Raw genomic sequence first — 12,288 nt, 5'->3', positions numbered from 1 at the left:
GCAGCTTTTTGTATTTTATTTATTCACTTTCACATCGGCGGGGAACCCAATCCCCCGCCGATTTATCCCACCTCTGCAGCCTTGTAAATCTTCACAAATCTGCGGTTATCCCTGGCTATTCCTGAACTTCTCTGCCTGGGCGCTAATCAATTCCTGATCCTGAAAATAATTTATCCTCATTGCTTCCTTTACATCCCGTAAAGTTCCCTCAGCAACACTCTTTGCTTTCTCGCTCCCCTTTTGCAAAATCTCATATACATAAGGAATGTCTTTCTGATATTCTTTCCTCCTGTTCCTGATAGGCTCCAGTTCAGCCTGAAGCACATTGTTTAAGAAGCGTTTTACTTTCATATCGCCCAGGCCCCCTCTCTGGTAATGCTCCTTGAGCTCATCCAGGTTTGTATAATCTGGAAGAAATTCCCCAAAGTATTCCTGTCTGCAGAAAGCATCTAAATAAGTAAAAACTGTATTCCCTTCCAATTTTCCAGGATCCTCAACCCGTATATGGGTAGGGTCTGTAAACATACTAAATACCTTCTGCTTGATTTCAGGCGGCTCCTCGGAAAGGTAAATACAATTGTTCAAGGACTTACTCATTTTAGCTTTCCCATCTGTCCCTGGAAGCCGCAGGCACGCGGTATTATCTGGAAGAAGGATATCGGGTTCTACAAGGGTCTCCCCATATACTGAATTAAACTTTCTCACAATCTCCTTTGTCTGCTCTAGCATCGGAAGCTGATCCTCCCCCACCGGTACTGTGGTGGCTTTAAACGCAGTAATATCAGCCGCCTGGCTGATGGGATAAGTAAAGAACCCAACCGGTATGCTGGCCTCAAAATTCCTCATCTGGATCTCTGCTTTTACGGTAGGGTTTCTCTGTAATCTGGAAACTGTTACCAAATTCATATAATAGAACGATAATTCGCAGAGCTGTGGAATCTGTGACTGGATAAACATTGTAGACTTGCCGGGATCTAAGCCACATGCCAGGTAATCTAAGGCCACCTCAATAATATTCTGCCTGACCTTCTCAGGATTATCTGCATTATCCGTCAATGCCTGTGCATCTGCTATCATTATAAATATATCATCATAGTCCCCTGTATTCTGCAGCTCAACCCTTCTTTTTAAAGAGCCTACATAATGCCCCACATGCAGCCTTCCGGTAGGACGGTCTCCTGTCAACATGATCTTTCCCATATCTGTTTTGTTTCCTCCTAAATACATTTGTCATAATCTCTTCACATTATAGCACCATTACAGGCACTTTGGCTACATACTATATTCCAAAAAAAGAAGTCCTGTTCAAACCGGACTTCTTTTATAATACCATGCTATACAGGAATTCTCCTGCCAGATACATTTATTATTTTCCCCAAAATGCTGCCTGTTTTGCAAGTTTAAATACTTTTTTCCTCTCTGACTCATAAACAAACTGATAAAGTATATATGCCATTAAAACCGCAGCCATGACATCAATTACTGAATGCTGTTTCAAGAACATCGTGGCAAGTATAATCAAACCTGACAGTATATACGCGCTCCAGCTAATTATAGGGTGCTTTTTTAAAGCCTCACTGTGAAAAATCGCTATACAGGCACCAATAGAATTAAATACATGCAGGCTTGGCAGTACATTGGTCGGCGTATCCGTCTTATAGAGCGCCCTTACCATGTCAACAAATATGTTATCCCTTTCAAAATATACGGGCCTTAGGTTCAGTCCGTTGGGAATAAGGGTAGAAATTATCAGAAAAATAGTCATTCCAGCAAACATTAGCTTTGCCAGCTTATAGAACCCCTCTACATCCGTGAAGAAAAAATACAAGAACGTAGCAATAATAAAAACAAACCATAATAAATATGGGACAATAAAATATTCTATAAAAGGTATCTTATCATCTATTACTGAATGAATAACATGATAATTCGTGGTGACATGTTTTTCCAAATAAACAAACCACGGCATATAAACCAGAATATATGCAAATACCCAGGCATGTTTGTATTTTCTAATTAGTCCTGATAACCTCTTTCTTAAGTCCATATTCGACGCTCCCTTTATGAATCCCCTCTAACTTGCCCCGATTATAACATGAATTCCTAGCAACAACAATAATCTTCATAAAACCTTAACAAAATCTTTTGAAATCCATCTGTCACTGTTTTTGCTCAAATATGTACATATCATATTCTTTCTTTGCCGCCGCCATCTCTTCCGCGGTACGTATGGTCCAGGCTGCCACAGGAGCATGATACAGCCTGTGTACTATTCTCAAACTCAAATTCTGGCTGTCCCTAAGCTTATAAGAAATAAAATCAGGCCTGCACCAACAGTTACTTAAAAGATGTTGGACACAGAACCTCAATAAATAATTTGGTGAATTACTGCTTTTCGTCAGGTTTGAGGACAGCTGTCCTCTGAGTATTTGCGGACAATACATTTTTAACCACCTTAAAACAAGGCAGTTGAAAGACTGTACCAGATAGGGGCCGTTATATCTTCTGAGTTCTTTCTCCAGATAAGAGCAAATTTCTGTATTTTTTGTAGGCAGTTTCACCTCAATAAGCAGTGGCACCCGTCCATTTACATAATCTAGTACATCAGATAAAAGAGGGATCTTTTCAGAGGTATGATTCAGGTAACACCCTTTTAAGTCCTCATATGCCATTTCCTCTATATTCCCTTCACATCCACAAACTCTCTTTAGTGTATCGTCGTGGAATACAATCAATTTTTTATCACATGTCATATGGACGTCAAGCTCTATCCCGACCCCCTTCTTCACTGCATTTTTAAAGGCGGCCAAAGAATTTTCCGGGATCCCTTTTTTCATATTATAAAGTCCCCTGTGCGCCCACTTTGTCCCCAAAAATAATTTCATACGTTTATGGGTGGACATACGCGGCATAATCATAAATAAATATAAAAGCACCAGCATTACTGCTATAATTCCCAGTAAATACATATTCCCATCCCCCATACCTTGCTATTTACCGTCATCTCTCTGTAAAACCGTACTGTCCAAATATTTTCCGAGGGAACGCCTCATATTCCCTTCGAAATCTGTTTTCCCCTCCCGCAGGCACCACTCAAATACATTGCCTATTACAATCATCCTGATATCTGTGGTAAATTCCTCAATTTCCACTCCCAACTCTATAGCATTCTCTCTTACAGCCCGCTCAATATATGTCTGTACTGTAACGATGGGATATGGGCGCTCTGTACGGATTGCAGGATTCAGCGCCTGGTTCTTTGTATCATAATAGCCTGAAATAAATTCTACACCAAGCTCACGGCAATACTCTACGTAATTGAGGTACACATATATAATCGCCTGCTTCGCCTCATCACAGTCCGCAGGCAGATCAAGGAGATCCGGGTTGATGCTTGGCTGATCCTCTATATAATATGAAAGCAGGTCATCCTTTGTCTTAAAATGATGATAAAAGCTTCCATTTGAAACGCCTGCTTCTTCACATATATTCTTAATAGAAAGTTCTTCATACCCCTCTTTCTGGAGTATCCGCTTTGCGGCCTGAAAAATCTTTTCCTTAGTCTCCCTTGACTTTTGCTGCTGTCTTGATAATGCTGTTCTTCCATCCATAAACTGTCCGCTCCTTCTGACAGATAACTGTCCTGCTTGAGTATAGCATAAATAATTACCCGTTTCAAGAAAACAGAGTAAGCTCTAACTTCTACTCCGAAGCTAGGCTACAAAATAGCTGCAGGCCAACGTATACCCAGAAGCACACCCTGTATCCTGCCTTCCAGGCCGCTGCAGATCAATGTATCAGTTTTTTGTATGCTTCGAAGGCAGATGGAATAGGGTATTTTTTCTCAATTTCATCGCACCTGGCAAAAATCATATTTTCACTGCAGTTTCTTTCCAGCTCATCGACCTTGATTTCATATCCTGTCATGTGCCACTCCACATGGCTGAATACATGCTTAGCCTCCCCTGCCTTATGTATATGAATCGGAAACAAACCTATAGAACGGCAATACTCAAGGATTTGTTTACGGTTTAAATGCCCTTCTAAATTGGGCAGCTCATACAAGCCTGCCAGAAGTCCTGTTTCTGGCCTCTTTTTAATAGCAAATGTATCCCCGTCCCTGAAAATCAATACAGTCCTCTTCTCAATTCTCCTCCCCTTTGCTTTTGACCTGACCGGAAGTTGATTTTGGATACCTTTTGCCCTAGCCATACATAATTCTTCCAGAGGGCATTCCCCACATTTGGGAACACCTCCCGGCACGCAGACCAGCGCTCCAAGCTCTATAAGTCCCTGGTTAAAATCTGCCGCCTCATTATCAGGAATGGCCTCTTCAACCTGTTTCTCAATATCCCCCCTTACACTGGCCTTCATAATATCATCCGCCCTGGCAAGAAGCCTGGCCACGACCCGAAGCACATTGCCATCCACTGCTGCCCTTGGAAGCCCATAAGCAAAGGAACTGATGGCCCCCGCAGTATAACTGCCAATTCCGGTTAGTCCCCGGATGTCTTCGTAATCCTCTGGGAACACTCCTCCATACTCTTCCATAATCTGACGGGCGGCTTTCTGCATATTCCGTACCCGGTTATAATATCCAAGGCCCTCCCACAATTTAAGCAGCCTGTCCTCAGAAACCTCTGCCAATTCCCTGACAGACGGAAGTTCTTTTAAGAATCTTTCATAATATGGCTTGACAGCTTCCACCCTCGTCTGCTGAAGCATAATCTCTGACACCCATACTCTATAAGCGCTGATATGGCGCCTCCACGGAAGATCTCTCTTGTTCTTCCTATACCACTCTGTCAGAGGCCCGGCGGCCTTTTTTAGCACCGGGTTTCCCAGCACTATATCTACCGGTTCATCCAGGACAATACTATCTGGCTCTACTATGCAGTCATAAGCCAGAATATTGACCCCCGCACTATGTGCCTGTTTAAGAGCTTCTCCGAACTCAGGGTGGGTATCTATATTGGGAGTAAAATACCGTACCCCCTTCATCTGTATAACAAAGATTATATATGCCTCGTATCCATCTTTTACCGCCCTGCACAGCTCTTCTACATGTTTTACCGCACGCTCACTTGGCGCATCCGGAAACCTGACCTCCCCCCCTTCTTCCAGAGTAACCCCTTTGACCTCAATAAACGCCTTTCGCCCTCCATGCTCTACATAAAGGTCAAAACGCGAATTCCCATAAACCGTTTCAGGCTTCACGTACACACTGCCCCCAAACAATCCCCCCTCCTGTATCCATTCCTGTACGACCCGATTTGGTATTTGGGAGTCCATATTCACAAGCCTTTCGCCTTTTTCTACGGCTATTAAATCCCACTGTGTCTTTCTCTGAGGATTATCGCTCTTCTGGAGATACACAGAAACTCCCGGCCTTAAAAGTTCTGCGCAGCGGCCTGTATTTTTAACATGGACGGTCTCTGTCCCCTCCCCTATACGGACATGGGCGATAAACCTGTTTGGCCTCTCCACAAACACTGCCTTTTCTATTCTCTCATATCTCATTTGTCTTTTTACTTCCCTTGTCTATATTTTCTCCAGCTATAGGCACTTAACAGCTGTTCTATGGATATCAGTGTATCATGGAACAAATGTTTTGTAAAAGTAAATCTATGGGAATGGCTCATTAAGTCTCATTAAAATAAGATAACCCATAGGACATTTTTAATAAATGTACTATGAGTTATCCTATAACAGAACTATCCAGAAAAACAGACATCCTTCATCTCTGCTTCCTGACATATCTCTTTATTCCTGCAAACAATGGGGCAATCGGATATGTAAGCACGTCCGATTGGCCAAAGCCAATAACTGAACCCCTCTATCTTATAAGATTTTAGAAAGAAATTCCTGTAGCCTTGGTTCAGAAGGATTATCAAAGAAATCTTTCGGTGTTCCCTGTTCTTTTATTTTCCCTTCATCCATAAAGATGACTCTGGTAGCAACCTCTTTGGCAAATCCCATCTCATGTGTCACGACAACCATTGTCATGCCATCATTGGCCAGCTTTTTCATCAGCTCAAGCACTTCCCCTACCATTTCTGGATCCAGCGCAGATGTAGGCTCGTCAAAAAGCATTACGTCTGGATCCATCGCCAGAGAACGCACAATCGCTATACGCTGCTTCTGCCCTCCTGACAGATGAGATGGATATGCATTAGCCTTACTTTCAAGCCCTACCAGCTTCAAAAGCTCCATGGCCCTCTTTTCTGCTTCTTCCTTGCTCTTTTTTAAAAGCTTCACCGGGGCAAGAGTAATATTTTCCAGTATGGTCTTATGTGGAAACAGGTTAAAATGCTGAAATACCATTCCCATTCTCTGACGGTGCTGGTCTATATCTGTTTCCTTGCCCGTTATATCAGTTCCCTCAAAATAAATATGCCCTCTGGTAGGTATTTCCAGTAAATTCAGGGAACGCAGAAACGTAGACTTCCCGGAACCTGAGGGCCCTACTATAACCACAACCTCCCCTCTGTGGATTTCCTCAGAAACCCCATCCAGGGCATGGAGCTTATTGTTAAAAACCTTATATAACCCTTCTACCTTGATTAATACATCTCCACTAGTGGTCACTGTTCCTCAGCCTCCTCTCCAGCATATTTACAAGTTTTGTAAATATCATCACCATGACAAGATAAATCAGCGCCACGGCAATGAGGGGCATAAATGCATCATATGTGCGGCTTCTTATAATATCCCCGCCCTTAGTCAGGTCCTGAAGGGCAATATAGCCTGATACAGACGTTTCTTTTAGCAGCACAATAAACTCATTTCCAAGGGCCGGCAGCACATTTTTAAACGCCTGGGGCATTACAATATAAATCATTGTCTGTACATAATTGAATCCAAGGCTGCGGCCCGCCTCAAACTGCCCATTATCAACAGACATAATCCCGGAACGGAATATCTCAGCAACATAAGCGCCTGAGTTCAGTCCAAAAGCCATAATAGCCACCACCACTTTACTTATATCGGAACTGCCGAATATAACAAAATATATAATAAGAAGCTGTACGACTACCGGCGTCCCACGGATAACTGTCAGATAAATTTTACACAGTACATTGAGTATTTTCAGCCTTCCCGTCTTATCATAAGTGGAGCGCACAATGGCCACAAGAAACCCGATTACTATACCGATTATCACTGCAAAAAATGTCACCTGCAGTGTAACGCCGAGGCCGTCTAAAATATATTTCCAACGGTCGTCTTCTATAAAATTTGCATTAAATTTCCCCTGCAATGTCTGCAACATACCCTTATCCTCTTTTATTCTTCACTATCGGCACTGATATATTTGGCCACGATCTCGTCCAACTTTCCTGATTCTTTCAGATTCGCCAATGCCTCGTTGATTTTGTCTTTCAGTTCATCATTCCCTTTTGCCACTGCGATGGCATACTCTTCCTCTGTAAAAGCTTCGTCCAGTATCTTTAACCCTTCGGCCTCTTTCACAAACTCTTTTGCCGGTTCCCCGTCAATGACAACCGCGTCAATTTTCCCCTGCTGCAAGGCCTGTACAGCTTCAAATCCCTTATTGTAACGCTCTACTGTAGCGTCCTCGATATCGTCTGCGTAAATGTCCCCCGTAGTGCCAAGCTGCACACCGATCTTTTTACCGGCCAGGCCGTCCGGCCCTGCTATATCACTGTCCTCTGTCACAATAATAACCTGTGTTGCAGTGGCATATGTATCGGTGAAATCAACATTTTCAAGGCGGTCCTCTGTCACAGTCATGCCTGCCGCCCCAATATCTGCTTTCCCACTGGACACTGCAGCGATTATAGAATCAAATGCCATATCTTCAATTTTTAAAGTCATCCCCATCTCTTCTGCCACTGCTGATGCAATATCTGCATCGATACCTACAACATCATCCCCTTCATAAAACTCATAAGGCGGGAACTCTGCATTTGTGGCCATCACTAAAGTATCCTGTCCTGAGTCCTCCTTTTCCTTGGAACCACAGGCAGCCATAGAAATCACACAGACAGATGCCAGCATCAAACTTAAAACTTTCTTTTTCATCTTCCATAATCCTCCCAAAATCTCATTGACATTGCATAATAATACACATTATTTCTATATTTTATCATGTTTTCCTAAAAAAACAACCCTGATATGAAAAAGCTGCTGTAAAATATAATGATTCAATAAGATACCTTCTGTTTACCCATAGGGTTATCTTATTTAAAACATTTATTTTACAGCAGCCTTTGCTGCCCCTTAAAAGTCCCCGCACTGCAGGCATGTATCTGCCGCAGCTTCCGTCCTAGATAGGTTCTTCTGCCTGCCTTTGCTTTCAGCTTCCTGACTCTCTGGCCTACCCCAAAAGCGCAGTCATCCCAAAATAGAGCAGAACCAGGATTCCCAAGACGATTCTATAATACCCAAACACTTTAAAATCATGATTTTTTATATACTGCATTAAAAATTTAATAGCAAATATGGATACTGCAAATGAAACCACACATCCCAAAAGCAGCAGGAATATCTCGGTTCCTGTAAAATGAAAGCCAAATTTTACAATCTTTAAAAAGCTTGCCCCAAACATTACCGGGATTGCAAGAAAGAATGTAAACTCAGCCGCCACGCCTCTGGCAGCGCCAATCAGCAAGCCGCCGATGATCGTGGCTCCCGACCGGGACGTCCCTGGTATCAATGCCAGAACCTGAAATCCCCCAATAATGAGCACCATGGGGATAGTCAGGTCGGAGAGCCGTTTTACTGCCGGTTTCGTATGCTCGTGTCGTTTTTCGATAATGATAAACAGCACACCGTAAATAATAAGAGTAATAGCAACTACTATATAATTCATAAAATGCTTGTCGATAAAATCATCAAACAATAGGCCTATAATAGCTGCTGGGACAGAGGCAATCAATACCTTCACCCAGAGCTGGAAGGTCAGCATCTTTTGTTTATTTGTTTTCGTATTCGAAAAGGGGTTCAGTTTATGGAAATAAATTACTACCACAGCTAAAATAGCCCCCAGCTGAATAACAACATTAAACATGGATATAAAATCATCGCTCATCTTGAGCTTGATAAACTCCTCCACCAAAATAAGATGGCCGGTACTGCTGATTGGCAGCCATTCAGTAATTCCTTCCACAACCCCAAGTATAAATACTTTTAACGCCTCTAACATGTCTTTCCTCCTCTTAGGACAAATTGTTCTATGGCCCTGGCAACCCCCTGCTCCTCATTTGACACTGTAATATAGTCTGCCGCTGCCTTAGTTTTTTCATCAGCATTTGCCATAGCAACGCCAAATCCGACTTCTCTGAGCATATCCACATCATTATCCCCGTCGCCGCAGGCCATAATTTCCGCTCTCTCAATTCCAAGCATTTTCCCCAGTTCTATGAGTGCAGTCCCTTTATTTACCCCTTCATCATTAATCTCTATATTATATCCGAGTGAACCAACCAGGGTAATGCCCCCCTGTCTCTCCAACTCTTCCCAGGCCTTTCTCCGCTCTTCCATATCCCCAAAAACCGCCTGTATCTTATCCAGGTCACGGTTTTTCTGAATGACTAATTCCAAAATATCTCCCACGGCCTTGCGGGTAGTCCGCACATACTCCCACATAAATGGATTTGGATGATAATGCCCTATATGATTCAGCTTATCTCCCTCTGCATATCCCTGCCCTCCAAAGAATACCTCTTGTAATGTATCATACTTTCTCAAGGTTTCCAATGCTTTCTTTGCTTTTTCCAGAGGAAGAGGCCGTTGGGCCAGTATTTTGTTCTCCCTGATGTCTAAAATGGCTGCCCCATTTGCAGTAACGGCATACCGAAACCCAGGATAGAACCTTAACTCTTCAGGTATCCCATTAAACGGCCTCCCCGTAGCCACCAAAACCTGAATCCCTTTTTTCACAGCCTCGTCAAGGATCCTTTTTGTATAAGGAAGTAGTTCCTTTTTATTATTCAAAAGAGTGCCGTCCAGGTCTAACCCTATCATCTTTATCTGTTGTTCCATACGCAGTTATTTCCTCACACTTCTATAAAATAATGATGTCAGGGCAAAAAGGCGTTTTGGCCCTGGTATCATAAAATTTTTATAATTTATTCTACCAGAGTTTGCTTAATAAAGCAATTTATAGTATAATGGTCAGGCAAAACAAATATGAAAGGAACAGGAATTTATGAAATTTCGCTCAAAAGGCAGGGGACAGGCACTCATTACATTCGTATGTTCTCTTGCATTAATACTTTCCATTATTCCAGTCCAGGCTGAGGATAAGAAGAGTCTTGAAAATAAAACCTCAAACCTGCAGAAGCAGCTTAATGGAATTAACGAGGATCTGCTTGCTATAAGCAACGAAATCACAGAAACCGAAATGCAGGTAGAAATTACAAACAGTGAGATACAAAGAACCAAGGACTCCCTGGCAGAAGCCCAGGCCAATGAATCACGTCAATATGAGGATATGAAATCCCGTATTAAGTATATGTATGAAACTGGCAACGCAACACTGCTGGACATGCTGTTTTCAGCCGATGATATGTCTGATTTCCTGAATAAAGCTGACTTTATACAGAATATCAGCGATTATGACCGGGATATGCTGATGGAACTTCAGGATACACGCCAGAAGATAGCCGATCAGAAGCAAACCCTGGAGGATCAGCAGGCCTCCCTGACAAATCTCCAACAGGATCTGGAGGGCAGGCAGGCTGCGCTGTCCCAGAAAGCCCAGGAGACGTCAACTGACCTTGCCGCTTTTAACGCACAGCTTGAACAATTGCGTGCTGAAGAGGCTGCAAGGCTGGCAGCAGAAGCTGCCGCTGCCGCCGCTGCTGCTGAAGCTGCCGCCAATGTTTCCTCTGGCAATACTGGTAACAATACATCCTCTGACAGTTCTCCAAATACTCCTGCACCTACACCAGGAAGCGGATATGATGACACCGTTGTCAACGGTGGCGCTTCGGAAGTCGCAGGCAGTGATTTAGATGTGTTTGCTGCTATCCTGGACTGCGAGGCCATGTATGATTATGATTCTATGCTTGCAGTGGCCACAGTAATCATGAACCGTGTACAGAGTCCTCTGTTCCCCAATTCTATCACGGAAGTCGTATATGCCGGCGGTCAGTTTGAACCGGTATGGACAGGCCGGTTAGATGCGGTGCTCGCAAGCGGCGCCAGCGATTTAGCGTATACTGTCGCACAGGATGCCATTAATGGTGCCCGCCTTGCGGCCGTGTCAGATTGTTATTATTTTCTATATGCAGGGGCAACAGACCGGCCTGGCGTAAATATAGGCAATAATTTATTTTTCCAAAGCTGGTAGATATCTTTATACAGATATATACCCCAAAAGTATGAACTAAGATCCACTTTTAGGACATAAAGAACCGGAGGGAAGAACTATACGCTCTTCTCTCCGGTTCTTTTTTATATTACTCTTTCTTTTTCAACAAACTGCAGATAAATTAATCTTACTGATAATCAATAACATCAATCCACCTAAGCAGGAAATCTCTCTCCAATGTATTATTCTTCGTAAGCTGTGCCGCTGCTACTATAGGGAGCCATTGCTGTACGTATTGTCTCGCCGTATCACTTTTTTTGCAGAATACATCCATATACAGATCTGCTGTCCCCTGATCTTTCAATGCAAACAGAAGGTAGGTCATAGCTGCATCTGCACTGGCATTTCCCTGCGATGCATGGGCCCAGTCCACCACCGTCATTTTGCCGTTCTTCCCTACGATCACATTACTCGGGTTAAAATCCCCATGGCAAATCTTTGTATGTTTCGGCATACTCTCAAGCCTTGTAAGAAGCTCATACCTTGTGGTGGCATCCACATCCTTAAGGCTATTAATCTGGCGTGCCAGCTTATCCTTCAGCTTATTTAGAAGCGGTGCGCTTTTCCCATGTATGGTCATCTGAAGATCTACAAAATCTGCCATATATTTCTCAAGGTTCCCTTTGTCAGACTCCATCATGTCTTCTAAAGTCTTGCCCTCCTTGTAGTCTATAACAAGGGCCCATTTTCCGTTAATCTGCCTTACCTCTTTCACCCGGGGGATATCCAGTCCCGACTCTTCTACCCTTGCTGTATTAAGCGCTTCATTGAATATGTCTGATTTTGGATGTGTGGCGGCAAATACTTTTACTATACTGTCGTCATATTTGTACACTTCTTTGTAGGGACGCTTTACAATTAACCTGCTTTCTTCCAGCTTCATAATCCAATACCTCCTGTCTGGTTTGATGCCGTTTTATTAAGTTGAACCAATTATACAACAATTCCCA

At 43.1% G+C, this 12,288-nt stretch carries 12 protein-coding genes; 1 reads left to right on the top strand and 11 read right to left on the bottom strand.

Annotated elements, in window-relative coordinates:
• Positions 1 to 105 precede the first annotated feature (105 nt).
• The 10 genes from trpS to EFA47_RS01800 all read right to left on the bottom strand — a co-directional run bounded on the left by trpS (position 106) and on the right by EFA47_RS01800 (position 10,005).
• Complete coding sequence (gene trpS, locus EFA47_RS01845; RefSeq protein WP_122644366.1) at positions 106 to 1,200, bottom strand: tryptophan--tRNA ligase; 1,095 nt, start codon at positions 1,198 to 1,200, stop codon at positions 106 to 108.
• 166 nt (positions 1,201 to 1,366) lie between these two features.
• On the bottom strand, positions 1,367 to 2,047 hold the full coding sequence (locus EFA47_RS01840) for a phosphatase PAP2 family protein (RefSeq protein WP_122641757.1): 681 nt from the start codon (positions 2,045 to 2,047) through the stop codon (positions 1,367 to 1,369).
• A gap of 112 nt (positions 2,048 to 2,159) precedes the next feature.
• The gene (locus EFA47_RS01835; RefSeq protein ID WP_122641756.1) at positions 2,160 to 2,969 is read right to left on the bottom strand and encodes a glycerophosphodiester phosphodiesterase family protein; all 810 of its coding nucleotides are present in this window, start codon (positions 2,967 to 2,969) and stop codon (positions 2,160 to 2,162) included.
• Positions 2,970 to 2,990: 21 nt separating this feature from the next.
• Complete coding sequence (locus EFA47_RS01830) at positions 2,991 to 3,611, bottom strand: TetR/AcrR family transcriptional regulator (protein ID WP_122641755.1); 621 nt, start codon at positions 3,609 to 3,611, stop codon at positions 2,991 to 2,993.
• A gap of 178 nt (positions 3,612 to 3,789) precedes the next feature.
• Positions 3,790 to 5,520, bottom strand: a complete 1,731-nt coding sequence (gene mutY / locus EFA47_RS01825) for an A/G-specific adenine glycosylase (protein ID WP_122641754.1) — start codon at positions 5,518 to 5,520, stop codon at positions 3,790 to 3,792.
• Between the two features lie 321 nt (positions 5,521 to 5,841).
• Entirely contained in the window at positions 5,842 to 6,588 is a 747-nt protein-coding gene (locus EFA47_RS01820; RefSeq protein ID WP_122641753.1) for an amino acid ABC transporter ATP-binding protein, read from the bottom strand.
• Entirely contained in the window at positions 6,578 to 7,270 is a 693-nt protein-coding gene (locus EFA47_RS01815) for an amino acid ABC transporter permease (RefSeq protein WP_122641752.1), read from the bottom strand. The genes EFA47_RS01820 and EFA47_RS01815 overlap by 11 nt, the downstream gene beginning before the upstream one ends.
• 14 nt (positions 7,271 to 7,284) lie before the next feature.
• Positions 7,285 to 8,043: a basic amino acid ABC transporter substrate-binding protein gene (locus EFA47_RS01810; RefSeq protein WP_122641751.1), complete on the bottom strand. Its 759-nt coding sequence runs from the start codon at positions 8,041 to 8,043 to the stop codon at positions 7,285 to 7,287.
• Between the two features lie 295 nt (positions 8,044 to 8,338).
• Positions 8,339 to 9,166, bottom strand: a complete 828-nt coding sequence (locus EFA47_RS01805; protein WP_122641750.1) for an undecaprenyl-diphosphate phosphatase — start codon at positions 9,164 to 9,166, stop codon at positions 8,339 to 8,341.
• Positions 9,160 to 10,005 carry a Cof-type HAD-IIB family hydrolase gene (locus EFA47_RS01800; RefSeq protein WP_122641749.1) on the bottom strand — a complete coding sequence of 282 codons (846 nt, stop codon included), beginning with the start codon at positions 10,003 to 10,005 and terminating at the stop codon, positions 9,160 to 9,162. Before EFA47_RS01800 ends, EFA47_RS01805 begins: the two co-directional genes overlap by 7 nt.
• Before the next feature lie 166 nt (positions 10,006 to 10,171).
• Between EFA47_RS01800 and EFA47_RS01795 the strand changes: the two genes are divergently transcribed.
• On the top strand, positions 10,172 to 11,317 hold the full coding sequence (locus tag EFA47_RS01795) for a cell wall hydrolase (protein ID WP_122641748.1): 1,146 nt from the start codon (positions 10,172 to 10,174) through the stop codon (positions 11,315 to 11,317).
• 148 nt (positions 11,318 to 11,465) lie between these two features.
• On the opposite strand, the gene EFA47_RS01790 is transcribed toward EFA47_RS01795, so the two are convergent.
• The gene (locus EFA47_RS01790) at positions 11,466 to 12,221 is read right to left on the bottom strand and encodes an aminoglycoside phosphotransferase family protein (RefSeq protein WP_122641747.1); all 756 of its coding nucleotides are present in this window, start codon (positions 12,219 to 12,221) and stop codon (positions 11,466 to 11,468) included.
• Positions 12,222 to 12,288 lie beyond the last annotated feature (67 nt).

Source organism: Luxibacter massiliensis (genome assembly GCF_900604355.1).
Classification (GTDB): domain Bacteria; phylum Bacillota; class Clostridia; order Lachnospirales; family Lachnospiraceae; genus Luxibacter; species Luxibacter massiliensis.
Note: the sequence above shows the minus strand (reverse complement) of the source record. Positions and strands in the feature narration are given on the sequence as shown.

Bases quoted from the DNA above. Each gene is read 5' to 3' on its own strand.
- mutY (WP_122641754.1), bottom strand. From the start codon at position 5,520: ATGAGATATGAGAGAATAGAAAAGGCAGTGTTTGTGGAGAGGCCAAAC.
- EFA47_RS01795 (WP_122641748.1), top strand. From the start codon at position 10,172: ATGAAATTTCGCTCAAAAGGCAGGGGACAGGCACTCATTACATTCGTA.
- trpS (WP_122644366.1), bottom strand. From the start codon at position 1,200: ATGGGAAAGATCATGTTGACAGGAGACCGTCCTACCGGAAGGCTGCAT.
- EFA47_RS01805 (WP_122641750.1), bottom strand. From the start codon at position 9,166: ATGTTAGAGGCGTTAAAAGTATTTATACTTGGGGTTGTGGAAGGAATT.
- EFA47_RS01815 (WP_122641752.1), bottom strand. From the start codon at position 7,270: ATGTTGCAGACATTGCAGGGGAAATTTAATGCAAATTTTATAGAAGAC.
- EFA47_RS01800 (WP_122641749.1), bottom strand. From the start codon at position 10,005: ATGGAACAACAGATAAAGATGATAGGGTTAGACCTGGACGGCACTCTT.
- EFA47_RS01810 (WP_122641751.1), bottom strand. From the start codon at position 8,043: ATGAAAAAGAAAGTTTTAAGTTTGATGCTGGCATCTGTCTGTGTGATT.
- EFA47_RS01840 (WP_122641757.1), bottom strand. From the start codon at position 2,047: ATGGACTTAAGAAAGAGGTTATCAGGACTAATTAGAAAATACAAACAT.
- EFA47_RS01835 (WP_122641756.1), bottom strand. From the start codon at position 2,969: ATGTATTTACTGGGAATTATAGCAGTAATGCTGGTGCTTTTATATTTA.
- EFA47_RS01790 (WP_122641747.1), bottom strand. From the start codon at position 12,221: ATGAAGCTGGAAGAAAGCAGGTTAATTGTAAAGCGTCCCTACAAAGAA.
- EFA47_RS01830 (WP_122641755.1), bottom strand. From the start codon at position 3,611: ATGGATGGAAGAACAGCATTATCAAGACAGCAGCAAAAGTCAAGGGAG.